A 25,209-nucleotide genomic window follows, 5' to 3' on the forward strand; every position below is an offset into this window, starting at 1 on the left:
GTACCGCGTCAGCACGCAGTGATTTTTCAGGCTGCTGACAGCGGGCACTTGGGCCTAAGCCCCGAGCGCAACAACAGACCGACATTTAAATTACGGTCATAATATAAAAATATCAACTCCCCTTTGCTCACCACGCGGGCCTGCCGGCACCGGCAAAGGTCCGCTGCGTTGCGGGCAAAAGCTAACGCCAGCCCCTGTCCGGCGTTACTTTCCCACCCTCGCGTCGCGGACCGGCATGCGCTTAACCCGGTTGGTCTGCTAACTGGTCATCGTTCAGAAAGACCCTAGACTGCAAGGGCTTCAGCCAGGCATCTGCGCCCTGCTGCAGGCCCAATTCGCGAAAGCGGGCGCGCGACAGCTCGACGTTCACCGCCTCGTCGGCATCTGCCGTGCGCAACGCCAGCCGCGCATGCGGCCCCACAATCAGCACCTGCTCGATCTGCGCGCGCAGCGTCCCGTGCTGCGGTGCGGCCAACACGTCAATATCGTGCGGACGGACATAGGCGGTTGCCCGGCGGCTCGTCTGACCGGCAAACTCCGCTGCCGGCAGTTGCAGCGTACCAATGCGGGCAACACCGCCCTGCACCTGCGCATTGAAGCGATTTACCTGCCCCAGAAAGCCGTACACAAAGGGGTTGGCCGGGTGGTCGTAGACCGCTTCCGGCTGGCCATCCTGCTCTACGGCGCCGTGATTCATGACCACCACACGATCAGCCACCTCCAGCGCCTCTTCCTGGTCGTGGGTGACAAACACACTGGTGACGTGAATCTCGTCATGCAGACGTCGCAGCCAACTGCGCAACTCGGCGCGCACCTTGGCATCCAGTGCACCGAAGGGCTCATCCAGCAGCAACACCTGCGGCTCCACCGCCAGCGCGCGGGCCAAAGCAATGCGCTGACGCTGACCGCCAGACAACTGCGAGGGCAGGCGGTCAGCGGTCCAGTCCAGCTGCACCATCTCCAGCAGGTGCATCACCCGCTTACGAATCTCGGCCTTGCTCGGGCGCTGGCTGCGGGGCTTTACGCTCAGGCCATAGGCGACGTTTTCGTACACGCTCATGTGCTTGAACAGGGCGTAGTGCTGGAATACGAAGCCCACACCGCGATCACTGACGTGCAGATCGGTGGTGTCCTGGCCGTGAAAGCGAATGCGCCCCGAGTCCGGCTGCTCCAGCCCGGCAATAATGCGCAGCAAGGTAGTCTTGCCCGAGCCAGACGGCCCCAGCAGCGCGGTCAGCTCGCCGTCATTCAAGCTGAGGCTGACATTATCCACGGCCACAAAATCGCCGAAGCGCTTGTTCACCTGATCAATTTCAATACTCATGACACTGCCCCTTCATGGCTGATGGCGGTAGATGCGCGGCTGCGTTCATCCAGCCATTCGACAAAACTCTTGATCGCGATTGTTACCAGCGCCAGCCCGGTCAGTAACGACGACACGGCAAAGGCGGCGGTAAACAGGTATTCGTTGTAGAGCACTTCAATGTGCAGCGGCATGGTGTTGGTCTCGCCACGAATCCGCCCGGAGACCACCGCCACGGCGCCAAACTCGCCGAGCGCGCGGGCGTTGCACAGAATGACCCCGTAAATCAGCCCCCATTTGATGTTGGGTAGCGTCACGTACCAGAAGGTCTTCCAGCCGTTGGCGCCCAGCGTCAGCGATGCCTCCTCTTCTTCCTTACCCTGTTGCTGCATCAGGGGGATCAGCTCGCGGGCGATGAAGGGCATGGTGCCGAAAGCAATCACGATGACGATGCCGGGCACCGCAAAAATGATGCGGATGTCATGGGCCGCCAGCCAAGGACCAAGCCAACCTTGCGAGCCGAACAGAATGACGAAGATCAGCCCCACCACCACCGGTGAGATGGCAAAAGGCATGTCGATCAGCGAGATCAGAATCGGCTTGCCGCGAAACTCGTGCTTTGCGATGGCCCAGGCCGCGGCCACGCCGAACAGCACATTGATCGGCACCACTATCACCACCACCAGCAACGAAAGGCGGATGGCCGCCAGGGCATCGGGCTCGTTGATGGCCGCGAACCAGACGCTCAGGCCCTGCTCAAATGCGCCGTACAGCACCACCAGCAGCGGCAGTACCAGAAACAGCCCAAGGAAGGTCAGCGCAATGGTTATCAGGGTCCAGCGCACCCAGGCCGGCTCTTCGGTCGCCCGGCGCCAGCGCGCCGATAATTCCGGGTTGGCTTGGTACCGCTGGCCGCCAAGACTTACGGTTGTCGTTGTCATGGGATTCTCCTGGTCATAGGCCACGCCTTGAGGTCCACCACTGCAGACCGTTAATCAGCAACAGCAGCGCGAACGCCGCCAGCAACATCACGGTGCCGATAGCCGCAGCGCCGTGGTAGTCGAACTGCTCGGCCTTGGAGACGATCAGCAAGGGGGTAATTTCGGTGCGGTAGGGCATGTTGCCGGAGATGAAGACCACCGAGCCGTACTCACCCACCGCGCGGGCGAAGGCCAGCGCGTAACCGGTCATCAAGGCCGGCAGCAGCGAGGGCAAAATGACCCGCCTGATGGTGGTAAAGCGGCTCGCGCCCAGGCTGGCCGACGCCTCCTCACGCTCGGCTTCAAGATCTTCCAGTACCGGCTGTACCGTGCGCACGACAAAGGGCAGGCCAATATAGGTCAGCGCCACCACCACACCCAGTTGGGTGTAGGCCACCTTGATACCGGCGATCTGCAGATACTGCCCAACCCAGCCGGAGCCGGCGTACAGCGTCACCAGCGCGATACCCGCTACCGCCGTTGGCAGCGCAAACGGCAGATCCACCAGCGCATCAATCAGCTTTTTACCCGCAAAGCGGTAACGCACCAGTACCCAGGCCACCAGTGCGCCAAACACCAGGTTGATAGTGGCGCCGATCAGCGAAGCGCCGAACGACAACTTGTACGAGGCCACCACCTGCGGATGGCTGACAGCCTGCCAAAAGTCCTCCCAACTCATCATCGATGTGTACAGCAGCAAGCCGCCAACCGGAATCAGCAAGATGAAACTCAAATAAAACAGGGTAAAACCCATCGTCAACCCGAAGCCGGGGATAACGCGGCGCCTTCTCGTCAGGGGCATAGAACACCTCAAGGGGAATCCCGGGCGATCCGCGCCCGGGCTGGTAGGGAGCCGCGTGTTCAGCGTCGGGAGATTGCTTCCAGAATGCTGTCGAACTTGCCGCCATCGTTGAAGTGCGTGTCCTGCGCCTTTTGCCAACCGCCGAACACATCGTCGATCCGGAACAGCTGCACCCGCGGGAAGCTGGCGGCAAACTCCTCGCCTATTGTCGGGTTGGCGGGGCGGTAGTAATGCTTGCCCGCCAGCCGCTGCGCCTCATCGCTGTACAGGTATTGCAGATAAGCCTCGGCGACCTCACGGGTGCCTTTGCGGTCCACGTTCTTGTCGACCACTGTCACCGGTGGCTCCGCCAGAATGCTCACCGAAGGCACGACTATCTCGAACTCACCCTTGCCCAATTGCTCTACCGAAAGGATGGCTTCGTTTTCCCAGGCAATGAGCACATCGCCCAACCCGCGTTGCACAAAGGTATTGGTAGCGCCACGCGCGCCCGAATCGAGCACCGGCACGTTCTGGAAGACTTTGCTGATGAACTGGTAGGTCTTGTCTTCATCGCCAGCAAACTTTTTCAACGCGTAACCCCAGGCCGCCAGGTAGTTCCAGCGCGCGCCGCCGGAGGTTTTGGGGTTGGGCGTGATAACCGCCACATCGTCACGGACCAGGTCGTCCCAGTCGCGAATGTTCTTCGGGTTGCCCTTGCGCACCAAAAGGACGATGGTCGAGGTATAGGGCGAGCTGTTGTCCGGTAAGCGGCTTTGCCAGTTTTCAGGAATCAGCTGGGCCTGCTGGCGCAGCGCATCAACGTCATAGGCCAGGGCCAGGGTCACCACATCGGCATCCAGGCCGTCGATTACCGCACGCGCCTGCGAACCGGAACCGCCGTGGGATTGGCGTACTTTCACTTCATCGCCCTTCAGATCAAGCCAGTGCTGGCTGAAGGCGGCGTTGTATTCGCGATAGAACTCGCGGGTCGGGTCGTAGGATACGTTCAACAGTTCAATCTGAGCAGCTGACGCCGAAGCGACAAACAGCGTAGCCAGGCCACCAATCAGGGTGTGGCGCAAGGAAATGTTCATGGTGCTTTCTCTCTCTAAGCAAAGGTGCGATCAGTAAGGGGGGCTGCCGTGTTCACGCGTCTGAGCGACACATTCGGCAGGCCTGATGCAGAGAAGAGAAACGACGTTTTGCAAAGACACTGGACTGGTGCATAAGGTGCTCCTGAGTTGAAACTTCGTCAGCTACCTCTGGCGGTCCAGTCGGTGGTGATAGGGTGTTGTAAAAGTCTGTTGTTCCCGTGGCCGGGTTGATTGATTTATTGGCTCAGGACGATCTGGCTGGCGGCTGAAAACGCACCTTTTCCTTGCGTTCAATCTGTACCACCTGACCGTTATGCAGGGTTATCTCCAGCGCACCGAACTGAATACTGCGCAATGCCTCAGTAATAATGGCGATAACCTGCTGATCATCCGCAGCCGCGTTGACGTTGTTGGTTGCGGTCATGGCTGACTCCTGCAGTTCCGGTCGACACACCGTGTGTCGACCGGCAGATCATAGCCACAGAATGCTTATTCAAATAAATACTATTTTATTATTTTTATATTCTTTTTATGAATAAAAAAGCGCTCCCTGTCTCGCTCTCCAACCGTAGCAAAAACGAAGTCCAGCAGATCGGTACTAACACACAAGTCGCCAGTGCAGTCGGTAGCGGCAATGTAAAGTCGCAGGAATTTTTCGCGTCTCAGGCCGTCCACTGCAGTACATGCACAGGAGGCCAAACCATGAAAGCACGTGACGAGAAACGTGACCCCGAGCGCACCAACGAGCGTATGTCGATATCCGAAGACAGCAACGAAGTCTCACCCCCGGATGATCAACCTATGGGCCCCGTCGGCAAGGTGCCCACCGGGCAGGAAGCGATTGACCACGCAGCGAAAGGCGGTCTGACCGAAGCCTCTCAGCCGGGTGAAGGCCCCACGATGGACGACGCCACGCCGGAAACCCTGATGCCGGAGGATGGCGCGCGTTCGCCGCAGGAGGCAAGAGCGAATAACACGCCAGCCGATCAGGAGCTGAGCAATGTCGATGCAGATGAGATCGGCGCCGGTGACGGGCTGGATGAAGCCGAGCTGGGGCGCGTTAAGCCACTGGATGGCAAGCCCTGGACCGCAACCGACGACAGCCAAGATTAAGTTGATATTACCCGCATAGCGCTCGGAGGCTGAGTACTGACCCCGCCCACATACCGAGCGCTCTAGCGCACCACCTGCCGCCAGCACCCGCAGACTCCACCGACAGCAGCGACGAAGGCCACCGCGGACGGCGCTCAGCCGAGCCCTGCGTGGACAATCCTCTTGCTACGCATCACTATAAGTTTGTCCGCCAGGTGTTGGCGGTCGCTATCTCCCCGCTTCAGGAATATCGCATGCCAGCAAAGAAGGTTATCAATGCCTCAGTCAGCCCCAAGGGCAGCCTGGAAACCCTGTCACAACGTGAAGTACAACAGCTCAGCGCCGCCGGCTCCGGCAGTACCTACAGCCTGTTTCGCCAATGCGCTCTGGCCATTCTGAATACCGGCGCCCACGTCGATAACGCCAAGACGATTCTTGAGGCCTATCAGGACTTTGACGTCTATATTCATCAGCAGGATCGCGGCGTGCGCCTGGAACTGGTCAATGCACCGGCCGATGCCTTCGTTGACGGCCAGATGATTGCCAGTACCCGCGAGATGCTGTTCAGCGCGTTGCGCGATATCGTCTACACCGAAAGCGAGCTGGAAAGTCAGCGCATCGACCTGAGCAGCTCGGAAGGCATTACCGATTACGTCTTTCACCTGCTGCGCAACGCGCGCACTCTGCGCCCAGCGGTGGAGCCAAAGATGGTGGTGTGCTGGGGCGGCCACTCGATCAGCACCGAAGAGTACAAATACACCAAGAAAGTCGGCCATGAACTGGGCCTGCGCAGTCTCGACATCTGCACCGGTTGCGGACCGGGCGTGATGAAGGGCCCGATGAAGGGCGCGACCATTGCCCACGCCAAGCAGCGCAACCGCGGTGGCCGTTACCTGGGCCTGACCGAACCCGGCATCATTGCTGCCGAAGCGCCCAACCCGATCGTCAACGAGCTAGTGATTCTGCCTGACATCGAAAAACGTCTGGAAGCCTTTGTGCGCGTGGGCCACGGGATCATCATCTTCCCCGGCGGCGCCGGTACGGCAGAGGAATTTCTCTATCTGCTGGGCATTCTGATGCACCCTGCCAACGCCGAGCTGCCCTTCCCTGTGATTCTCACCGGGCCTGCCAGCGCCAAGGCCTATTTGCAGCAGTTGCATGAATTTGTTGGCGCCACCCTGGGCGAGGCTGCGCAGCAGCATTACCAGATCATCATCGATAACCCGGCGGAAGTTGCCCGGCAGATGACCAGCGCCCTGGGCGAAGTGGAGCACTTTCGCCGCGAGCGCAACGACGCCTTCCATTTCAACTGGCTGCTGCGTATTGAAGAAGGCTTCCAGCGCCCCTTCGATCCCACGCACGAAAACATGGCCAGCCTGCAACTGAGCCGCAGCCTGCCGCCCCATGAGCTGGCCGCCAACCTGCGCCGCGCCTTCTCGGGTATCGTTGCCGGCAACGTGAAGGACCAGGGCATCCGCCGCATTGAACAATTCGGCCCCTATGAAATCCACGGCGACGCCGAAGTCATGCAGCCGCTTGACCGGCTGCTGCAGGCGTTTGTCAGCCAGCACCGGATGAAGCTGCCGGGTGGCGCAGACTATGTGCCCTGTTATCGGGTAGTCAGCTGAGCCGCGAGATACATCTGCCCCCAAGCCGATAACGGACTGGGGGCTGCCACCTGAAGCCGCGCTTCAAACCTCCGCTACCGGCGCCTCGATCTCCGGCCGCCGCGCGTAGCGCTCGGCCAGCACCGCACACACCATCAACTGAATCTGGTGAAACAGCATCAACGGCAGGATAAGCGCGCCTATGGCGCCCCCGGCGAAGAGTACCTGCGCCATGGGCACGCCGGTGGCCAGACTCTTCTTCGAACCGGCAAACAGAATGGTGATATGGTCTTCGGTATTGAAGCCGGCGCGACGGGCCAAGAAGCTGACAATAAACAGCACCAGCGCCAGCAGCAGACAACAGGCCACCACCAGACCAGCCAGCTGGAACAGCGGTACCTGCTGCCAGATGCCCTCTACCACGGCGTGACTGAAGGCACCAAAGACCACCAGCAGAATCGAGCCCTGATCCACCGACTTGAGCCAGCCCTTGTTACGGGCAACCCAGTCGCCAATCCAGCGCCGGGCAATCTGGCCAGCAATGAAAGGCACCAGCAACTGCACTACGATCTTGCCGATGGCATCCAGCGTGTTGGACTCGCCGGCCTGGGCACCGATCATCAGCAGTACCAGCAACGGCGTGACAAAGATACCCAACAGGCTGGAGGTCGCCGCGCTACACACCGCCGCCGCAACATTGCCGCGCGCCAGCGAGGTGAAGGCAATCGCCGACTGCACCGTGGCCGGCAACGCACAGAGGAACAGGATGCCCAGATAGAGCTCATCCCCTACCAGCGGCACCAGCACGGGTTTCAGCGCCAGCCCAAGTAACGGGAAGAGGATGAAAGTGCAGGCAAACACCAGCAGGTGCAGGCGCCAGTGCGTCATGCCGGAGATGATCGCCTCGCGCGACAGCTTGGCACCATGCATGAAAAACAGCAGAGCGATAGCCGCATTGGTCAGACCATCGAAGGCCACCGCGGCCTGACCGCTGACCGGGAACAGGCTGGCGGCGATCACCACGGCGATCAGGCAAAGGGTCATGTTATCGGGAAGGAAACGCGGTCTGGCCATGCTCTACTCTCTATTTATCGGTGCTGCTTGTTATCAGGAGTTACCTATCACTGCGGCTTGCGGCGACTGGCTTGTTACCAGCAAGGCAGCAGTTTACTGTGTGCCATTACGACCGACTAACGCGATCTGAACACACAATGTCGAGAAACGGACAAACCTCTCCCATTCACCGCAGCGTTCCCGAGCTGGCCGGCCTGCCCCGCCCGCTCTATGCGCGAGTGGAGTCGCTGCCGCGCAGTGCCGCCACCGAGTGGCACAGCCACCCCTGGGCGCAACTGTCGTACGCCATTCGCGGCGTGCTGTCGGTGCACACGGCGCGCGGCCGCTTTCTTGCCCCGCCGCAGCGGGCCATCCTGGTTCCGCCGGATTTGCCGCACGCCGTGATCAGCTCACCGGCCACCGAGATGCGCAGCCTGTATATCGAGCGTAGCGCCATTCCCTGGGTGGCAGAGCACTGCAAGGTACTGGAGATCAACCCGCTGACCCGTGAATTGATCAACCACTTCGGCAGCCTGCCCGCCGAGTACGACGAGCACAGCGCCGATGGTCGTCTGGTGGCGGTACTGCTCGACCAACTGCAGGCCGCTGCCGATACCGGGCTGTTTCTGCCCTGGCCAGCGGAGCCGCGCCTGCAACCCTTATGCGAGGCGCTGTACCAAAGCCCGGACCTGCCAACCACCCTGAGTGACTGGGCTCAACAGCTGCAGCTGGCGGAGAAGACACTCACCCGGCTATTCGTGCAGCACACCGGGCTGAGCTTTCGCGCCTGGCGCCAGCGCCTGCGACTGCTCAGCGCCCTGCCCTTGCTGCAACAGGGCGAACGGGTGACCGACGTGGCGCTGGCCTGCGGCTACGACTCCACTTCGGCTTTCATCGCCGCCTTTCGCCGGCACATGGGGCTAACGCCCAGCGCTTTCGGCGAACAACCCGGGCAACTCACTGCGGCGCTGCCGCCGCGTTGACCTTCAGGGTTTGGCGATCTCGGGGACCAGAATCCATTCGGCGCTGTCGTTCCACACATCCATGCGGGTGATCTTGCCGTCGCGTACCTCAAACCGATCCAGGTAACGGTTGCCGCTGAAGCTGCGGCCATCGGGCCATTCGCCGTACAGCGTGCCGTTGGAGTACACCACCGTGTGGTCGGCGTGCTCGGTCCAGTCGAACTGGCCCAGTTCTTTCTTTACCCAGTTGTAGCGCGCGGCGTTGAACGCGGTGATCTCGGTCGCTGAGGGCATCACGCGGCCACCAGTGAAGGTGATGCGTACATCGCTGCTCATGAAGGTAGCGGCCTTGACCGGGTCTGGCGCCATGGACGCCGCCAGAAAATCGCTAACAATCTGTACCGCCTGATTTTCAATGCTCATTGTCTGTCTCTTGATTACTCACTGTTTATTGAACGCAGGGCGTTGCTGCCACTGCCTGAATTCGGTGCGCAGCGCACCACCAGGGTGCGCAAAAATGGCGAAAAGCCGGAGCAAACGCGGTTTAACTCCGGTTTTAAAGCATGGCCTCCATTTTGCTAGCAAATATCGTACAAATGCTAGCCATCAAGGAGAAACAACATGAAAAAGGTTCTTACCCCGTTGCGCCGACTCTGGCCACAGGCCGCTGTGGTCACCGCTTTGAGCTTCATGGTGCTGACCCCGGTGCAGGCCGCCGACACCATCAAGATCGGTCTGGTTGCGGCGCTGTCCGGCCAATCAGCGAAATCCGGTGAAGCCCTCACCCGCGGCCTGACCATCGCCATCGACGAGATCAACGCCGCCGGCGGCATCCTTGGCCAGCCGGTCGAACTGATCCGCCGCGACGATGAGAGTAATCCGGCCAAGGGCATGCTGGCAGCCCGCGAGCTGGTGCAACGCGAGAAAGTCGCGGTGCTGTTTGGCGGTCTGGACACCCCGGTGTCGCTGGCCATAGTGCCGCTGGTCAATCAGATGAAAGTGCCGTTCATGGGCCCTTGGGCTGCCGGCACCTCAATTACTCAGAACGGAGCCAAGGACAACTACGTGTTCCGCGTGTCGGCCATGGACGAGATCGTCGATGAAGCCCTGGTGCAATACGGCATCGATGAGTACGGCATGAGCAAGCCGGGCATGCTGCTGATCAACAACCCCTGGGGCGAGTCCAACGAGAAGGGCTTTCGCCATGCGCTGGAGTCGCGCGATATGGAATGGGCCGGCATCGAGCGCATTGAAAGCAGCGACCTGGATGTGATCCCGCAGCTCACCCGGTTGAAAAACGCCGGCGCCGATACCCTGCTGATGGTCGGCAACGTTGGCCCGTCGGCGCAGGTGGTCAAGTCGCTGGATCGCATGGAATGGGATGTACCAGTCGTCTCCCACTGGGGTCCGGCCGGTGGTCGTTTCAGTGAACTGGCCGGCCCCAACGCCAGCCGCGTGCACTTCATCCAGACCTACGTATTCACCGACAACAACAGTGCCAAGGGCGATCAGGTACTGGCGTCACTGAAAGCCAAGTACCCCGAAATCAAAACCCTTGCTGACATCACCCCGGCAGTCGGCATCGCCAACGCCTACGACGCAATGCATCTGGCCGCGCTGGCAATTGAAAAAGCCGGCTCAACAGAAGGCACCGCCGTGCGCGATGGCTTCTACGCGATTGATGAATACAAGGGCTTGATCAAGGACTACAAACCGGCCTTCACCCCTACCCAGCACGACGCCCTGGGACCAAAAGACTACATCTTCACGCACTTTGTCGACGGCAGCATCGTTCCGGTCAAGCCCTGAGCACACCGCAACATCTGGCTATACCGCGGCGTCGGCAACACGGCGCCGCCCTGAAGGAGCATCAACATGATTACCGCCGCCCTTATCAGCGGTCTCGGGCTGGGCAGTATGTATGCCCTGCTCGCGCTGGGCTTTCACATTACCTACGTGGTCTCGCGCACGGTGAACTTTGCCCAGGGCAGCGCCATGATGGTGGGCGCCGTACTGGGTTACAGCTTCCATATCACCTGGGGCTGGCCGATCTGGCTGGCGGTACCCATGACCCTGACCCTCTGCGCCGTTTACGGCCTGGCGGTCGAGCGCTTTCTGGTGCGCCCATTCAGCTCGCGTGGCTCTGACGCCTGGCTGATGGCGACCGTGGCCGCCGGTATTCTGGTCGATAACCTGGCCATGTTTACCTTCGGCAAGGAACCCCGTCAGTTCACCTCTGAACTGACCAACACCGGCGTCACCCTGTTGGGCGCCAATATTTCCGTATTGCAGATGCTGATCCCGGTGATCGGCGCTGCAATTGCCCTCGCACTTCTGCTGGTACGCCGCTACACCCGGCTCGGCAAGGTGCTGGAAGCCTGCGTGCAAAACCCCCAGGCCGCCATGCTGATGGGCATCCGCGTCAACCGCGTGGTGGCGATTGCCTTCGCCGTCTCGGCGGTGTTTGCGGCGATTGCCGGCATGCTGATCGCCCCGCTGTTCAACGTCAGCGCCGAGATGGGCACGCTGTTTGGCCTCAAGGCATTCGCCGTGGCAATCCTTGGCGGTATCTCCAGCGCCAGCGGGGTGTTTCTCGCTGGTTTGCTGTTTGGTCTGGTCGAGGCGCTGGTCACCATCTACTTCGGCTCGGCCTTTACCCAAATATTCACGTTCGCACTGGTCATTCTGGCGCTCGCGTTGCGCCCCAACGGCCTGTTCGGCAGCAAGACACTGGTGAAGGTATGAATGCACACGCCAAGACCCTGTTGATTCTGGGGCAACTCGCCCTGGGCGTGGCCAGCCTGATCATGGCCTTTACGTTGGACAGCTACTCACTGCTGGTTTTCAGCTTTTTCGCCCTGGCCGTGGTGGTCGGCGTAGGGCTGAACATTCTGATCGGCCTGAGCGGGCAGATCTCCTTCGGCCACATTGCCTTCTACGCCATTGGCGCCTACGTCTCGGCGCTGCTGACGCTGCAGGGCCTCTCGCTCTGGCTGGCCTTGCCGGCAGCCGGACTGGTCTGTGCCATCGCCGGGGGCCTGCTGGCCATTCCGGCACTGCGGGTAAGCGGGCCTTACCTGGCGATGATCACCATTGCCTTCGCGCTGGTGGTGCATCACGGTCTGGTGGAATGGCGCAGCCTGACCGGCGGCGCCAACGGCCTGATGGGGATTCCCATGCCGGCCTTGGGCAACCTGGACCCGGCCGTGCTGCTGGCGCTGCTGACCAGCGCACTGATGATGGCCGCCTTGCTGTTTTTTCAGTTGCTGCGCAGCAGTGGCTGGGGCCGCGCCATGCGCGCAGTCAAGGCCTCCGAGATCGCCGCGCGCTCGCTGGGCTTCAATCCGGTACAGACCAAAACCCTCGCCTTCGCCTTGTCTGCGCTGCTGACCGGCATGGCCGGTGCACTGGTCTCACCGCTGATGATGTTCATCAACCCGGCGTCCTTTCCGTTCACTCAATCGATTCTGTTCGTGCTGGCGGTGATCGTCGGCGGCGCCGGCACTGTGCTGGGTCCGGTCCTTGGCGCGCTGCTGATCGTGCTGCTGCCCGAGGCGCTGTCAGGCGCGGCCGAATACCGCCTGCTGATCTTCTCCGGCCTGCTGCTGGGCGTACTCTGGGTCGCCCCGCGCGGTCTGCTGGGTAGCGCCGCACGGCTGTGGTTGAAGCCAGTAAAACACCCCGCGCCTGCGCAGGCGGACCTGGCCCAACTGAAGGCGTTCTTTGCCGGTGCCCAGGCCAGCAATGGCCTTGAGGTGAGCGACATCAGCATTCGCTTTGGCGGTGTGCAGGCGGCAAAGGATGTCAGCTTCAGCGCCCGACCCGGCAGCATCACCAGCATCATTGGCCCCAACGGCGCTGGCAAGACCACCGTGTTGAACATGATCAGCGGCTTCTACGCGCCCAACAGCGGCAGCATCAAGCTGAACGACGAGGTCGCCGGACTGCCGGCCTGGAGATTGGCGCGCGCCGGTATCGCCCGCACCTATCAGACCACACAACTCTTTGGCGAGCTCAGCGTACTCGACAACCTGCTGGCGGGCATGCAGCAGGGCCAGTTGGGCAATATCATCAAGGGTGCCAGCCACCAGCAACGCGATCTGGCACTGCAACTGCTGGCACTGGTGGGCTACCGTGGCCCCATCAACACCCTGGCTGACGAGCTGCCGCACGTGGATCGCCGCTTGGTCGAGATTGCCCGCGCGCTGGCCTCCAAACCGCGCGTGCTATTGCTCGACGAGCCCGCCGCCGGACTCAGCCAGCAGGACACCCAGCAACTCGCTGCCCTGTTTCGCACACTGGCCGACTACGGCATCGCGGTGATTCTGGTGGAACACGACATGACCCTGGTGATGGCGGTGTCCGAGCGTATTCTGGTGCTCGACGCCGGTCAGCCCATTGCCTGGGGCACACCCGACACAGTGCGTCAGGACCCGCGCGTAGTGGCAGCCTACCTCGGCGGCACCAGTTACCAGGCCACGCCGCGCGCGCAGGCCTGGCGCGGCTCGCGCGATGCGCGCCTGTACATCAAGGATCTGGTGCTCGATTACGGCGCCGCGCCAGTGGTCGACAAGGTCAATCTGGTGGTCAACCCTGGCGAGCTTATCGCCATTCTGGGGGCTAACGGTGCGGGTAAGTCGAGCATCCTGCAGAGCCTGGCCGGCCTGCACCCGGCGACCTCCGGCTCGATTCTGCTCGATAACGAGAGCATTCAGCATCTGGACGCCAGCCAGATTGCCGCGCGCGGCCTGGCGCTGGTGCCCGAAGGTCGGCAGATGTTCCCGCAACTGACGGTGCGCGACAACCTGCTGCTGGGCGCCTATTCGCGCACCGACAAGGTCGACGAGGACGCCGAGATCGAAGCCATACTCCGCCGCTTCCCGCGTTTACGTGATCGCATCGACAGCCAGGCCGGGCTGCTGTCCGGCGGTGAACAGCAGATGGTCGCCGTGGGACGCGGACTGATGGCCAAGCCGAAAATCCTGCTGCTCGATGAACCTTCGCTGGGCCTGTCGCCAGCGATGATCGGCGAACTCTATGACGCCCTTGCCGCGCTGCGTGATGAAGGCGTCACCCTGCTGCTGGTCGACCAGATGGCCAACCTCGCGCTGCAGGTCGCCGACCGCGCCTATGTGCTGGAAACCGGCCGCATCGTCAAATCCGGCAGCGCCGAAGCACTGCGCGGCGACCGCGAGCTGGAAGCGGCGTATCTAGGTGAAGGGCAGCGTGAAGGTCAGGGCAAAGGGGCGGTCGCATGAGCGCTTTGAGACTAGTCAATGCACGTCTGCCGGATCAGCCGCAACCCGTCGAACTCTGTATCGAGGAAGGTTATTTTGTAAGCCACTTCAGTGCTGGCCGGACTCCCGCCAACCTCGATCTGCAGGGCCGATTGGTGTTGCCGGGCCTACTGGAAACCCACATCCACCTGGACAAGGCCTGCATCATGAGCCGCTGCCAGCTGCAGCACGGCACCCTCGCCGAAGCGGTGGAGCAGACCCGCCAGGCCAAGGCTGCCTTTAGCGAAGATGACGTCTACCAGCGCGGCGCACAAGTGCTGGAGCAGGCCATCCTGCAAGGCACCACCCACATGCGCACCCATGTGGAAATCGACCCGCAGATTGGCCTCACCGGTCTGCACGCCATTCTACGGTTGCGCGAGGACTACGCCTGGGCCATCAGCCTGCAGATTTGCGTGTTCCCGCAGGAGGGCATGCTCAACAACCCCGGCACCGAGATGCTGCTGGTCAGCGCATTGCAACAGGGCGCCGATCTGCTGGGCGGCTGCCCCTATACCGACAGCGACCCCGACGGGCAGATAGAACGGCTGTTCGCCCTCGCGCAGGAGCACAATTGCGATCTGGATTTTCATCTGGATTTTGACCTGAATCCACAGCACATGAGCATCGACAAGGTGATCAGCTGCACCAAAGAGTGCGGCTGGCAGGGCCGGGTCACCGTGGGCCACGTCACCAAGTTGTCCGCCTTGCCGCGCGACGCACTACTGACCAAGGCAGCCCAACTGGCGCAGGCCGGGGTAAACGTCACCTGTCTGCCGAGTACCGACCTGTTTCTGACCGGGCGCGAGCAGTTTCACAACAAGCCACGCGGTCTGGCGCCGCTGGCGCAACTGGATCAGTGCGGGGTGACCTGCTCACTCTCGACCAACAATATCGACAATCCCTTCACGCCCTACGGCGACGCCTCGCTGGTACGCCAGGCCAACCTGTTTGCCAATGTCAGTCAGTTGGGCACCGAGGCCGAATTGCTGCGTTGTCTGGCCTGGGTGTCGACGGAATCGGCGCGCCTGCTACGGCTGAGGGACTACGGTCTGGCGCCAGGTTGCAGGGCGGATTTTGTAGTCTTTGATGCACCCTCGGCCGCGGCCGTGGTGGCGCAGATCAAGGCGCCGCTGATGGGATTCAAGGCCGGGCGCCAGACTTTCGAACGCGAGCAACCGCACCTGCTGAAGCCATTATCAAAGGTCGGCCAACGCCTGGCGTAGGTCGACTTCCGGCTCGGACACCTCGTCGAGATCCAGCTGCCTCTCCAGCTCATCGAGGTGCTCGATCATCACCTGCACTGCACGCCCGCGATCACCCTGCTCCAGCGCGGTGAGAATCTCTTCATGCTCGTCTGAGGCGCAGGAGGGCACATCGTTGCGCTGATACAGCGCGACAATCAGCGAGCTGCGTACCATCAGGTTGGCGAGGATTTCACTCAGCACTTGATTGCCGCTCAGCTCGCCCAACATCAGGTGAAACTCGCTCAGCTCGCGCACGATGTCGCGCCGATCGTCCGATCCGGTGGCCTTGCGCTCGTTGCAAACGTGATCGCGGACCCGGCGCTGATGCTTGCGCATGACCTCAGGGCTGATGCTTTCCACAATCGCCCGCTCAATGGCGCGCCGAGCAACAAACACATCCCGCGCTTCGCTCGCACTGGGTTGCGATACCAGGGCACCCCGATTCGGCTCGATGGTGACAATGCGTTGCAGCGCAAGCCGCTGCAACGCCGTCTGTACGTGATTGCGATTGGCCTTGAGCGCCTCGACGATCTGCGCCTCGACCAGGCGGGTGCCAGGCCGCAGGCGATGCTGGGCAATGGCCTTGGATAGCGCATCGAAAATGCGCTGCACTTCAGCCTGTTTAGCGGTTTGCGGTTTGGCGACCATGACTCTCTCGTTGATCACGCCCCCGGCGACACTCAGGGACGATGGCTAGCAGTGGCGCATTATCACCCCGCGCCAGCGGCGGTTCAACCGCCGCTGCGGCCACTCTGGCCCAGCGCATTCCCTTGTCCGCGTGGGTCATGCATGGCAAAACGCCGGCCGTCGGTTTCAATGGCAATGGCGCCCGCCTGCCCGGTGTAGGGGCTGAGTACCGGAATCGTCTCGACCTCATGCCCCATCGCGGCCAGCCTAGCACTCACCGCCGGGTCGATATCGGCCTCCAATTTAAGGTTGTCGGTGCTGTCAAAGAAGCTGCGCCCCAAGAGGAAGCGCGGCGTGCGCAGCGCCTTGTCGATGGGCTGCGCAAAGTCCACCAGTTGGGTGGCCAACACCATCTGCGTCTGCGGCTGACCATCGCCCCCCTGAGTACCAAAGAACAGCCGCCGCCCGTTATCCGCCAGATACGCCGACGGATTAAGCGTGTGCGCTGGTCGCTTGCCCGGCGCCCAGGCGTTGGGGTGATCAGGCTCCGGATTGAAACCCGCCGCGCGGTTCTGCCAGAGCACGCCGGTGTCACTCAGTACGCAGCCTGAGCCAAAGTCATGGAACAGGCTCTGAATCAGACAGGCGCTGCGCCCCTCGGCATCGGTTGCGGCCATCCAGATGGTATCCGCGGGCCGGCCGGGTTCACTCCAGGGCGCGGCCTGCTGGTCGTCAATCAAGGCGGCGTAGTCTCGAGCACAGCCCTCCGACAGGCTGGCGGCATAATCCCAGCCGGCGCCAACGGGATCACAAAGCTCGCCGTTGCGCCGCAGCAGCGCCTGTTTGATCGCCTCAACCAGAAAGTGGTAATAACGCGCGCTGCCATTGCCTGCGGCTGCCACCGCCTTGTGTTGCAAGGCCGCCATCGCCTGCAGGGTATACAGGCCCTGACAGGGCGGCGCCACGTTGTAGAGCGTGCCCTGGCGGTAGCGGATCGACAGTGGCGCCTGTTCCTCGGCGCGGGTAGCCGCCAGGTCTTGCCGCTGCAAGCCGCAACCCAGGCGCGCAAAGGCCTCGGCGAAGGCAGTAGCTAGTTCGCCCTGATAAAAGTCCTGCACGCCATGGCGCGCCAGGTGTTCCAGCGTGGTCGCCAACCGTGACTGGCGCAAACGGTCGCCCGCCTGCAGCCAGCGGCCATCGACCTGACAAAGCGCCTTGAGGTCGGGCAGGGTTTCAATCATTGCCCCGCGCTGCGCCTGCCAGAATAGCTGCGACTCCGACACCACCACACCCTCGCGTGCCAGCTGAGCGGCCTCGTCAAGCACATCCTGCCAGCCCATCCGTGAGCCCCATTCGCGACGGCTGATATCCTGCGCCACCTGCCAGCTGGCCAGCGCGCCGGCGGTAGTCGCCACCGCACTCGGTCCGCGCAGACCGATGCCGCCGCCGTCCGGCAGCCGCTGGCCGGCCTGCCCGATCCCCACAATGGTGCGCACGCGGCGATCATGGATCATCCACAGGGCATCACCACCCAATCCGGTCATGTGCGGATAGACCGCCGCCAATACGGCACTGGCTGCCAGCATGGCGTCGATCGCCGTCCCGCCTGCGTCCAGCATACGCATACCCGCGGCCGTGGCTTCGGGGTGCGGGGTGCAGATCACCCCTGCATGAGATTGCGCCAGCATCCAGACCTCTCTCTTCTAGCTAACCATTGATTTATTGCTAGCAATTTAAGCAAGATTCGTTCCGGATTGCTGCAACCGATTTATGCCCCAGGGCTAGCCCTCTCTTTGGCATGCGCTCTACCCCAGGCGAGAGGCGACTTTCGCACCATTCACTTCTCGCACGGTTAACTCTCATACCAGTCCGCGCTGACATCATTCCCATACCCTGCCAGTTCAGCTGATCTACGGAGGCGCCCCGGCAAGCAAGACCATGACCTTGGCGGTGCCTGTAAACCACCCCTTGAGGGAAACCTGACCCAACTGTTGCAGCGCATTGCCCCTGCATTGGTGATGAAGCCCATTGCTGCGCCACTCAATCAACCACCTGCCGCGCAAACATGAAGTCGTGATGCCGCGTATCTGCTACTGAGCCCCGCGACCAATGCGCGCGGAGCAGCGCAGGTCTAGACAGGAATGGGTATACTCCTAAGCTGGAAAAGGGGTGCCCACGCGGTACCCGTCCAGACGTTACAAATCCCGCAGAGGAATGCACATGAAATTGTTCACCCCGATCCTGCTCGCCGCGACAGCCTTGCTGTCGCTGTTGTCCACTGCCAGCATGGCAGATTCCCCGACAGCCCCCGGCTACGAAGATGAAGCTGCCCGCGCCACCGCATTGCTGAACAAGGCGGTGGACATGTACAAGGAAGAAGGCGAAACCGCGTTCGCCAAGTTCAGCCGTCAGGGTGAGTTCACCGACGGGGATCTCTACGTCTACGTGCTGGATCGCGATGGCCGCATGCTGGCTGCCGGCGGCCCCTCGGCCGCCCTGATAGGACGTGACGTTTCTCCGTTGCTGGACGATGAGCTGAAAGAGCACCTGGCCGCGGCCCTGAAACAACCCGACTCCGACGAGATTCACAGCGATGAATACCGCTGGATGAACTGGCGCGACGGCAAGGTGGAGCCCAAGCGCGTCTACTACCAGCTCTATGATGACAAGTCCTTTGCCGTTGGCTACTTCGTCCAGCGCTCCAGCCCGCAGGCTGCCGAAAAGCTGCTGGATGATGCCGCCGCCGCGGTAGCGGCTAACCCGCAGCAGGCCATAGAACGCATCAACCAGCTTGATCCCGAATTCAACCGCGACGACCTCTATGTGTTTGTTGGCGACCTGACCAGCCAGACCATGGTGGCCCATGGTTACAACCGTCGCCTGATCGGCATCCACTTCCCCGAAATGAAAAACCCCGCCGGTATTCAGGTTGGGCAAAAGCTGATCGATGCCACCAATGCTGGCGACAGCTCTGTCACCTATGAATGGCCAAACCCCGTTACCGGTCACCTGGAAGAAAAGGAAACCCTGATCCGCAAGGTTGGCAATTACCTGGTTGCCGTGGGTTACTATCAGGAACTTGAGCCAGCGGCCGAGTAAGAGCACAGCGCCCTAGCGACGGCACGCCGCCGAACGTTGGCAAACAAGCCGACCTTTTCAGGTCGGCTTTTTATTGCGCGCAAGCCACCCTTCACGCGATTCAGAACCTTACCGGCATGAGCAGGTCTGAAATAACAGCGCCGCAGAAAAAAACCTCGCTGTAAACCGACGGGTACTGCCGGCTTCGCTGTCAATAACAAGGAGAAACACCCATGGTGACGCATTTCATGCACGACGGTCAGCTTGCCTGTGGCCGCGAAGGCGACCTGACCAGCAGCACCCTGCTGAACAAGGTCAAATGCCGCAACTGCCGTAATACCGAGGTGTACAAGCAGGCCCGCAAAGATCAGCGCAACGCCGCGCGCCGCGCCGCTCGCAAAACCGATGCTGCCCAAGGCGCCAGTGCCTGGCGCACTGCCTGGAGCCAGCGTCTGGCTGCCCTCAGCGGGCCACAACGCCTACCCCGCGGGTTTGGTCAGCAAGCCTACGTCTGACTCTGTGATCGGCGGCCGCAGCACGCGGCTGCCGATGATCGCGCTGTTCACTCCGGCGCCTTGAGCTGCGCAACCAGCGCTGGCATCACCTCTGCCGCCGTCCCCGCCAACGCCCACTCACGACGCCCACCCAGCAGTTGCGGCTGGGAGTTGGCTGCTTTGCTCAAGCTGCCGCGGATGTGAGGCCAGGAGGGACCCCGTTCACTCCCTCCCACCAAACACATACCCCGCCAACGGGACGCCCATGGCTACCGTGTGGAAGGCAGTAGCACCTCGGTCACTGCCTGCAGCGCCCGCCACCACATGCAGCGGCAGCAGGTGCTCGGCATCTGGATGAGCCAAACGCGCACCAGGGGCCTCTGTCCAGTCTTGCAAAGCCTGATTGCGCTCACTCGGCGGCAAGCCGACCGTCTCGGTCAGCCACTGATCGAACGCCGTGACGACGGGTGTCGGCAGCGCGAGATTGGCGCGCATCAACGGAATGTTGTGGAAGCTCATGCCGCTGCCAATTATCAATACCCCCTGCTCCCGCAGCGGTGCCAGCGCCTGCCCCAACGCCAAGTGAGCAGCAGCATCCATATCGGCCCGCAGCGACAGCTGCAGCACCGGAATATCGGCCTGCGGGCATACCAGTTTCAACGGAACGAATACGCCGTGATCGAAGCCGCGCTGCTGCTCGATAGCGGTTGCGAAACCGGCCTGCTCGATCAGCTGCGCCACCGGCCCGGCCAGTTCCGGCGCGCCCGGTGCCGGCCACTGCAGCTCGTAGGTATGCGGCGGAAAGCCGTAATAGTCGTACAGCAGGCCGGGCGCGGCCTGGGTGTTGAGGGTAAACACCGATTCTTCCCAGTGCGCGGAAATCACCAGCAGCGCTTGTGGGCGAATACCCAGCGTAGGCAGCAGCTCACGCAACCAGTGCGCCGTAGCATCCCAGGTATCCGCTGGCTGCCAGGGCATGAAAAAGCAGGGACCGGCGCCGTGGGGTAAAAAGACGGTGGGCAGCAGCTCGCTGGCCATACGCGACTCCTTGATCAGAAAGCCGAGCGCGGCGTTGCTGCCGCGCTACTTGGGAAGAGAGGCTGAGTTCAGATGGGCAAACGCAGGCGGGCATCCAGCGAGAAGCGATCGCCGCCGCGCAGGAAAATGCCGAAGGCGGTCAGAGCCCAGAACAAGGGATACTCCACCCCGCCGTTGGTCCAGAAGAAGCCGTTGGCAACATGCACCGTGAGCGCAACACCCAGCATGAAGGTGATGGCCAGCGCGGCCGGACGGGTCAGCAGGCCCAGTACCAGTGCCAGACCGCCAAAAAACTCCACCAGCCCGGCCAGCAGAGCGAAGAGCACACCCGGCTGCATGCCCAGGGTCTCCCCGAAGAACTGACCGGTGCCCTGCAGGCCGTAGCCGCCAAACCAGCCAAACAGCTTTTGCGCACCGTGCGGCATCAGCATCAGACCGGCAGTAATGCGAATCAGGGGATAACCCAGCGGTGCCAGTCGTGCAATGAACGCGGGGCCGGGGGTAGCGGTGCTGCTGTCGATAGTGCTGCTCATGGTGGTGCTCCTGTAGAACTGATGATGAAAACGGGTTATCCCGTGGTTGGAAGACATCCTATAATCGTTTCCGAAAACACATAAGACAGCAGGATTGGAACTCATGGTTGACAGAACAGAAACCCTGAGCGGCTCGCTGGACGACCTGCAGGCCTTTTGCGCGGTGATGGAATTCGGCAGCATCTCGGCGGCCGCCCGCCAGCTGCAGGAAACCAAGGGTAGCGTCAGCCGCCGGTTGTCTCGCCTAGAGGCCCGCTTGGGCGCCGCACTGCTGGCCCGCACCTCCCGCGCGGTCAGCGCCACCGAGGAAGGCACCGCGTTCTACCTGAAGGCCCGCGATGCGCTGTCGTTGTTGGCCGAGGCCACCAACGATGCTCGGCAATCCAGCTCGGTACCGCAAGGCCATCTGCGCATCACTGCGCCCATGGACCTGGGCATTGATGTGCTGCCGCCGATGCTGGTGCAGTTCCGCGCGTTGCATCCGCAGATCAGTGTCGAGCTGCTGCTGACCGACGCGCCGCTCGATCTTGCCGCCAACCGGGTTGACCTCGCGCTGCGCGCCACCCCCGGCAATCTGCCCAGCATGAACTACCGCGCGTCCATCCTCTGCGGCTTTACCCTTGGCCTGTATGCGGGCAACGCTTATCTGCGGCAGGGCACTGCTCCGCAGCATCCAACCGAGCTGGCATTGCATCCGCTGGTGACCTGCCGGGAACTGGTCGGCACCACCAGCCTGGGCCTGACCGACAAGCGGGGTAAAACCAGCGAGATCCTGCTGCAACCCAGTATCCGCACCAGCGATTACGCCAGCGCTCAACGCCTGTTGCTGGCCGGCGCTGGCATCGGCACGTTGCCAGATCTGGTCGCCGCCCGAAGTTTGGCCAGTGGCGCGCTGCTACCGGTGCTGCCCGAGTGGCATATCAGCCGTGGCAGCCTGTACGCCATCAGCCTCGGCGGCGCCGAAGCGCCAGCCAGGGTGCGTGTATTTCGCGAGTTTCTGCGCACCGAGCTGGCATTGCTGCAGGCACAAACCCCGGCACAGACCTGACCGCAAGCGCTATAGCCATTACACTCTGCTCATACACCCAAGGCTGGATTCCGCATGCAGATTGAGCTGATCGAGATTCGCGACCACCTGAGCCGCTTCCCCCCCTTCGATGAGTTGCCCGAAGAGGTACTCAACGATATCGCCCGCCAGGTGGAAATTGCCTACTTCAAGGCCGGTACTGACATTCTGGCCTTCAACCAGGAAATCCACGAGCTGCACTACGTGCGCAGCGGCGCGGTGGAGATATTTAGGCGCAATGGTGACCTTTACAACCGCCTGACCGAGGGTGGCATCTTCGGCCACTTCGGTCTGCTGCGGCACAACCGGGTGCGTTTTCCTGCGCGCGCCATCGAAGATACCCTGCTCTACTACATCCCTGGCGTGCTCTTTGATCAGCTCTGTGAACAGCACGAAACCTTTGCCGACTTCGTCGAGGCCGAGGGCCAATCGCGCCTCAAGGCCGCCGTGGATAACGGCCGCGCCAGCGAGCTGATGAAGATCAAGGTGCGCAAGCTGATCTCGCGGCTGCCGGTGACCGTCAGCCTGAACACCAACGTGCAGCAGGCCGCCAGGGTCATGACCGAGCAGGGCGTGTCCTCCCTGGTGGTCGTCGATCCGCAGCTGGCCTGGCCCGACCCTGAACGGGTGCCGGTAGCCGACCCGCAACACGCCGTGATGGTCGGCATCATGACCGACCGCGACTTTCGTACCCGAGTGCTGGCCGAGGGGCTGCCGCTGGAAACACCGGTGGCCGAGATCATGTCGCCCAACCCGATCACAGTGCAGGGTGACGATACCGTGTTCGAGGCCATGCTCAGCATGCTGCGCAACAACATTCACCATCTGCCGGTGGTGCAGCGGCGCCGGCCAATCGGGTTGATCAACCTCAGCGACATCATCAAGTACGAGTCGCAGAGCAGCCTGTATCTGGTCAGCAGCATTTACAACCGGCAATCGGTCGCTGAGCTGCAGAGCCTGTTGCCCGATGTGCGCGCCACCTTCGTGCGCATGGCACGCGATGAGGCCAGTGCCCACATGATCGGCAGCGCCATGTCGGGTATCGGCCGCAGCTTTACCCAACGCCTGATCGAGCTGGCCGAAGATCAGCTGGGGCCGGCGCCGGTGCCCTACTCCTTCATGGCGCTGGGCTCCATGGCCCGGGATGAACAGCTGGTGGTAACCGACCAGGACAACGCCCTGGTGCTGGATGACAGCTTTGATCCCAAACAGCACGATGACTACTTCCTCAAGCTCGCCACCTTTGTCAGCGACGGTCTCGCCGCCTGCGGTTATACCTACTGCAAGGGCGGCATCATGGCCACCAACCCCAAGTGGCGCCAACCGCTCAAGGTGTGGCGCAAGTACTTCAGCGACTGGATTGCCAACCCCAAACCAGAAGCGCTGCTCAACAGCTGCATCTTCTTCGACCTGGACAGCGTGTACGGCGAGTCGGCACTGGTCGAAGAGCTGCAGGAGCTGCTGGCCGAACAGGCCAGCCGCAGCGAAGCCTTCCTCGGCGCCCTGGCACGCAACGCCCTGAACCGCACGCCGCCGCTGGGGTTCTTCCGCACCTTTGTGATGGAGAAGGACGGCGAGCACAAGAACGTGATCAACCTGAAACGCCGCGGCACCGCGCCGCTGACCGACCTCATTCGCGTGCACGCACTGGCCTGCGGCTCGCGCGCGCAGAACTCCTTCGAGCGCCTCGACGCCATCGCCGCGACCAAGTTGATGCCCCCCGAGGCCCTGGAGCGGCTGCGCTATGCGCTGGAGTTTCTGTCGCTGGTGCGGATCCGTCATCAGGCACTGGCCATCGAAGAGGCCGACGAGCCCGACAACGACGTGGAGCCGGAGAACATCTCGGCCGCCGAGCGCCAGGCTCTCAAGGATGCCTTTCAGGTGCTCAGCAACGCGCAGAAATTCCTGCGTTTTCGCTACCCTCACCTGCCGGTCACGCGGCCACTATGATTCGTTTCACGCCAGGCGCGCCGCAACCAGCCAGCGCTCCACCAGACTGGCAGCGACAATTCGCCAGACTGACTGAACAAGCGCAGCACCCCGCGCTGAAAGCTTTCTATGCGGCTGGCTGCCCAGCGGCCGACTGCCCGCTGGAAGACGCGCCACTGCTGGCCCTGGACATCGAAACTACCGGCCTGAATCCGCAGCGTGACGCCATCGTCAGCCTCGGCCTGGTTCCGTTCAACCTGCGCCGTATCCAGTGTCGACAGGCGCAGTATCAGGTGGTCAAACCGAGCAGTGAGCTGAGCGAAGAATCCATCACCTTTCACCGCATCACCCACTCCGACATTCAGGAAGCACCGCGGATCGCCAGCATCATCGAAAACCTGTTGCAGGCCATGGCCGGAAAAGTGGTAGTGGTGCATTACCAGGCCATCGAGCGCGGCTTTCTTGATCAGGTCTGTCGCCGGCATCTGGGCGAGGGCCTGCAGTTCCCGGTGATCGACACTATGGCGCTGGAAGCCCGCCTGCACCGTGGCAGCGGCGAACCCAACTGGTTTCAGCGGTTGCTCGGCAAACGCAGCCAGTCGATCCGCCTGGATGACAGCCGCCAGCGTTACCACCTGCCCCACTACCAGGCCCACCACGCCCTGACCGACGCCATTGCCACCGCCGAACTGCTGCAGGCACAGGTGCTGACGCACTACAGCCTGCAAACCGCCGTCAGCGATGTGTGGCAATGAAAGAGTGGTGCGTCAGACCGCACCAATCCCGCGCTGCTTTCCCCTCTCTTGCATCTGACTTACCCACCCTCATCTCGTTCGCCAGCCACCATGAGGCATGGAGGGTATTGATCGCCTGGCCGAACACCAGCAGAAGCAGTGCGATCTATACCGGTACTTGAACAACCATATGCTGCGCATGGCCAACCAGGACATTGCCATGTAGGGGCTGCCGAACAGTTAAGCCTGCCAGCCAAGCCCTGGAGTTCGCCAACCGTGGCTACTACGGTGAGCTGAAACATAACCTCAGTT

General features: G+C 62.0%; 23 protein-coding genes. 12 read left to right on the forward strand and 11 right to left on the reverse strand.

All coding sequences use genetic code 11. From position 1 onward, the window contains the following. Positions 1-241: 241 nt before the first annotated feature. The 5 genes from V7747_RS15090 to V7747_RS15110 all read right to left on the reverse strand — a co-directional run bounded on the left by V7747_RS15090 (position 242) and on the right by V7747_RS15110 (position 4,585). Positions 242-1,324, reverse strand: a complete 1,083-nt coding sequence (locus tag V7747_RS15090) for a sulfate/molybdate ABC transporter ATP-binding protein (RefSeq protein ID WP_335616839.1) — start codon at positions 1,322-1,324, stop codon at positions 242-244. After that, positions 1,321-2,244 carry a sulfate ABC transporter permease subunit CysW gene (cysW, locus tag V7747_RS15095; protein ID WP_335616840.1) on the reverse strand — a complete coding sequence of 308 codons (924 nt, stop codon included), beginning with the start codon at positions 2,242-2,244 and terminating at the stop codon, positions 1,321-1,323. The genes V7747_RS15090 and cysW overlap by 4 nt, the downstream gene beginning before the upstream one ends. Before the next feature lie 13 nt (positions 2,245-2,257). Then, positions 2,258-3,079, reverse strand: a complete 822-nt coding sequence (gene cysT / locus V7747_RS15100; RefSeq protein ID WP_335616887.1) for a sulfate ABC transporter permease subunit CysT — start codon at positions 3,077-3,079, stop codon at positions 2,258-2,260. Between the two features lie 65 nt (positions 3,080-3,144). After that, positions 3,145-4,155 (reverse strand): sulfate ABC transporter substrate-binding protein, encoded by a 1,011-nt coding sequence (locus V7747_RS15105; protein WP_335616888.1) that lies wholly within the window; start codon positions 4,153-4,155, stop codon positions 3,145-3,147. 250 nt (positions 4,156-4,405) lie between these two features. Then, entirely contained in the window at positions 4,406-4,585 is a 180-nt protein-coding gene (locus V7747_RS15110) for a DUF2292 domain-containing protein (protein ID WP_335616841.1), read from the reverse strand. A 278-nt stretch (positions 4,586-4,863) separates the two neighbouring features. On the opposite strand from V7747_RS15110, the gene V7747_RS18615 reads away from it, so the two are divergent. Together V7747_RS18615 and ppnN are read left to right on the forward strand one after the other, a co-directional pair. Further along, on the forward strand, positions 4,864-5,274 hold the full coding sequence (locus V7747_RS18615; protein ID WP_442909276.1) for a serine kinase/phosphatase: 411 nt from the start codon (positions 4,864-4,866) through the stop codon (positions 5,272-5,274). A gap of 233 nt (positions 5,275-5,507) precedes the next feature. Beyond that, positions 5,508-6,881: a nucleotide 5'-monophosphate nucleosidase PpnN gene (gene ppnN / locus V7747_RS15120; protein ID WP_335616842.1), complete on the forward strand. Its 1,374-nt coding sequence runs from the start codon at positions 5,508-5,510 to the stop codon at positions 6,879-6,881. Between the two features lie 63 nt (positions 6,882-6,944). Here ppnN and V7747_RS15125 read toward each other — a convergent pair whose 3' ends face one another. Beyond that, positions 6,945-7,934, reverse strand: a complete 990-nt coding sequence (locus tag V7747_RS15125) for a bile acid:sodium symporter family protein (protein ID WP_335616843.1) — start codon at positions 7,932-7,934, stop codon at positions 6,945-6,947. Positions 7,935-8,071: 137 nt separating this feature from the next. Between V7747_RS15125 and V7747_RS15130 the strand changes: the two genes are divergently transcribed. Then, positions 8,072-8,896, forward strand: a complete 825-nt coding sequence (locus V7747_RS15130; RefSeq protein WP_335616844.1) for an AraC family transcriptional regulator — start codon at positions 8,072-8,074, stop codon at positions 8,894-8,896. Between the two features lie 3 nt (positions 8,897-8,899). Here the strand turns inward: V7747_RS15130 and V7747_RS15135 are convergent, their stop codons facing one another. Next, the gene (locus V7747_RS15135) at positions 8,900-9,298 is read right to left on the reverse strand and encodes a nuclear transport factor 2 family protein (protein WP_335616845.1); all 399 of its coding nucleotides are present in this window, start codon (positions 9,296-9,298) and stop codon (positions 8,900-8,902) included. Positions 9,299-9,496: 198 nt separating this feature from the next. Between V7747_RS15135 and V7747_RS15140 the strand changes: the two genes are divergently transcribed. The 4 genes from V7747_RS15140 (at position 9,497) to V7747_RS15160 (ending at position 15,377) form a co-directional block, all read left to right on the forward strand. After that, positions 9,497-10,684: an ABC transporter substrate-binding protein gene (locus tag V7747_RS15140; RefSeq protein WP_335616846.1), complete on the forward strand. Its 1,188-nt coding sequence runs from the start codon at positions 9,497-9,499 to the stop codon at positions 10,682-10,684. A gap of 66 nt (positions 10,685-10,750) precedes the next feature. After that, positions 10,751-11,620, forward strand: coding sequence for a branched-chain amino acid ABC transporter permease (locus V7747_RS15145; protein ID WP_335616847.1), 870 nt, complete (start codon positions 10,751-10,753; stop codon positions 11,618-11,620). Beyond that, positions 11,617-14,133, forward strand: coding sequence for a branched-chain amino acid ABC transporter ATP-binding protein/permease (locus tag V7747_RS18620; protein ID WP_442909277.1), 2,517 nt, complete (start codon positions 11,617-11,619; stop codon positions 14,131-14,133). Before V7747_RS15145 ends, V7747_RS18620 begins: the two co-directional genes overlap by 4 nt. Next, a complete protein-coding gene (locus V7747_RS15160; protein ID WP_335616848.1) occupies positions 14,130-15,377 on the forward strand; it encodes an amidohydrolase family protein in 1,248 nt (415 codons plus the stop codon). The genes V7747_RS18620 and V7747_RS15160 overlap by 4 nt, the downstream gene beginning before the upstream one ends. On the opposite strand, the gene V7747_RS15165 is transcribed toward V7747_RS15160, so the two are convergent. Both V7747_RS15165 and V7747_RS15170 read right to left on the reverse strand, forming a co-directional pair. Next, positions 15,351-16,046, reverse strand: coding sequence for a GntR family transcriptional regulator (locus V7747_RS15165; protein WP_335616849.1), 696 nt, complete (start codon positions 16,044-16,046; stop codon positions 15,351-15,353). The two genes, V7747_RS15160 and V7747_RS15165, sit on opposite strands and share 27 nt — an antisense overlap. Before the next feature lie 83 nt (positions 16,047-16,129). Further along, positions 16,130-17,713 carry a gamma-glutamyltransferase family protein gene (locus tag V7747_RS15170; protein ID WP_335616850.1) on the reverse strand — a complete coding sequence of 528 codons (1,584 nt, stop codon included), beginning with the start codon at positions 17,711-17,713 and terminating at the stop codon, positions 16,130-16,132. A 532-nt stretch (positions 17,714-18,245) separates the two neighbouring features. Here V7747_RS15170 and V7747_RS15175 point away from each other — a divergent pair. Beyond that, a complete protein-coding gene (locus V7747_RS15175) occupies positions 18,246-19,124 on the forward strand; it encodes a cache domain-containing protein (RefSeq protein WP_335616851.1) in 879 nt (292 codons plus the stop codon). Between the two features lie 212 nt (positions 19,125-19,336). Beyond that, entirely contained in the window at positions 19,337-19,618 is a 282-nt protein-coding gene (locus tag V7747_RS15180) for a hypothetical protein (RefSeq protein WP_335616852.1), read from the forward strand. A gap of 201 nt (positions 19,619-19,819) precedes the next feature. On the opposite strand, the gene V7747_RS15185 is transcribed toward V7747_RS15180, so the two are convergent. Further along, positions 19,820-20,635 carry a DODA-type extradiol aromatic ring-opening family dioxygenase gene (locus V7747_RS15185; RefSeq protein WP_335616853.1) on the reverse strand — a complete coding sequence of 272 codons (816 nt, stop codon included), beginning with the start codon at positions 20,633-20,635 and terminating at the stop codon, positions 19,820-19,822. Between the two features lie 68 nt (positions 20,636-20,703). Continuing rightward, positions 20,704-21,168, reverse strand: a complete 465-nt coding sequence (locus V7747_RS15190; RefSeq protein ID WP_335616854.1) for a DoxX family protein — start codon at positions 21,166-21,168, stop codon at positions 20,704-20,706. Positions 21,169-21,271: 103 nt separating this feature from the next. Between V7747_RS15190 and V7747_RS15195 the strand changes: the two genes are divergently transcribed. From V7747_RS15195 to V7747_RS15205, 3 genes are read left to right on the forward strand one after another with little or no spacing between them, the layout of a single operon-like run. Beyond that, positions 21,272-22,216: a LysR family transcriptional regulator gene (locus V7747_RS15195; protein WP_335616855.1), complete on the forward strand. Its 945-nt coding sequence runs from the start codon at positions 21,272-21,274 to the stop codon at positions 22,214-22,216. Between the two features lie 54 nt (positions 22,217-22,270). Then, a complete protein-coding gene (locus V7747_RS15200) occupies positions 22,271-24,184 on the forward strand; it encodes a DUF294 nucleotidyltransferase-like domain-containing protein (protein WP_335616856.1) in 1,914 nt (637 codons plus the stop codon). After that, positions 24,181-24,918: a 3'-5' exonuclease gene (locus V7747_RS15205; protein ID WP_335616857.1), complete on the forward strand. Its 738-nt coding sequence runs from the start codon at positions 24,181-24,183 to the stop codon at positions 24,916-24,918. Before V7747_RS15200 ends, V7747_RS15205 begins: the two co-directional genes overlap by 4 nt. Positions 24,919-25,209: the final 291 nt, after the last annotated feature.

This window comes from Halopseudomonas sp. (genome assembly GCF_036960865.1).
Lineage (GTDB): Bacteria > Pseudomonadota > Gammaproteobacteria > Pseudomonadales > Pseudomonadaceae > Halopseudomonas.

Bases quoted from the DNA above. Each gene is read 5' to 3' on its own strand.
- V7747_RS15090 (WP_335616839.1), bottom strand. From the start codon at position 1,324: ATGAGTATTGAAATTGATCAGGTGAACAAGCGCTTCGGCGATTTTGTG.
- cysW (WP_335616840.1), bottom strand. From the start codon at position 2,244: ATGACAACGACAACCGTAAGTCTTGGCGGCCAGCGGTACCAAGCCAAC.
- V7747_RS15110 (WP_335616841.1), bottom strand. From the start codon at position 4,585: ATGACCGCAACCAACAACGTCAACGCGGCTGCGGATGATCAGCAGGTT.
- V7747_RS18615 (WP_442909276.1), top strand. From the start codon at position 4,864: ATGAAAGCACGTGACGAGAAACGTGACCCCGAGCGCACCAACGAGCGT.
- ppnN (WP_335616842.1), top strand. From the start codon at position 5,508: ATGCCAGCAAAGAAGGTTATCAATGCCTCAGTCAGCCCCAAGGGCAGC.
- V7747_RS15125 (WP_335616843.1), bottom strand. From the start codon at position 7,934: ATGGCCAGACCGCGTTTCCTTCCCGATAACATGACCCTTTGCCTGATC.
- V7747_RS15130 (WP_335616844.1), top strand. From the start codon at position 8,072: ATGTCGAGAAACGGACAAACCTCTCCCATTCACCGCAGCGTTCCCGAG.
- V7747_RS15135 (WP_335616845.1), bottom strand. From the start codon at position 9,298: ATGAGCATTGAAAATCAGGCGGTACAGATTGTTAGCGATTTTCTGGCG.
- V7747_RS15140 (WP_335616846.1), top strand. From the start codon at position 9,497: ATGAAAAAGGTTCTTACCCCGTTGCGCCGACTCTGGCCACAGGCCGCT.
- V7747_RS15145 (WP_335616847.1), top strand. From the start codon at position 10,751: ATGATTACCGCCGCCCTTATCAGCGGTCTCGGGCTGGGCAGTATGTAT.
- V7747_RS18620 (WP_442909277.1), top strand. From the start codon at position 11,617: ATGAATGCACACGCCAAGACCCTGTTGATTCTGGGGCAACTCGCCCTG.
- V7747_RS15160 (WP_335616848.1), top strand. From the start codon at position 14,130: ATGAGCGCTTTGAGACTAGTCAATGCACGTCTGCCGGATCAGCCGCAA.
- V7747_RS15165 (WP_335616849.1), bottom strand. From the start codon at position 16,046: ATGGTCGCCAAACCGCAAACCGCTAAACAGGCTGAAGTGCAGCGCATT.
- V7747_RS15170 (WP_335616850.1), bottom strand. From the start codon at position 17,713: ATGCTGGCGCAATCTCATGCAGGGGTGATCTGCACCCCGCACCCCGAA.
- V7747_RS15175 (WP_335616851.1), top strand. From the start codon at position 18,246: ATGAAATTGTTCACCCCGATCCTGCTCGCCGCGACAGCCTTGCTGTCG.
- V7747_RS15180 (WP_335616852.1), top strand. From the start codon at position 19,337: ATGGTGACGCATTTCATGCACGACGGTCAGCTTGCCTGTGGCCGCGAA.
- V7747_RS15185 (WP_335616853.1), bottom strand. From the start codon at position 20,635: ATGGCCAGCGAGCTGCTGCCCACCGTCTTTTTACCCCACGGCGCCGGT.
- V7747_RS15190 (WP_335616854.1), bottom strand. From the start codon at position 21,168: ATGAGCAGCACTATCGACAGCAGCACCGCTACCCCCGGCCCCGCGTTC.
- V7747_RS15195 (WP_335616855.1), top strand. From the start codon at position 21,272: ATGGTTGACAGAACAGAAACCCTGAGCGGCTCGCTGGACGACCTGCAG.
- V7747_RS15200 (WP_335616856.1), top strand. From the start codon at position 22,271: ATGCAGATTGAGCTGATCGAGATTCGCGACCACCTGAGCCGCTTCCCC.
- V7747_RS15205 (WP_335616857.1), top strand. From the start codon at position 24,181: ATGATTCGTTTCACGCCAGGCGCGCCGCAACCAGCCAGCGCTCCACCA.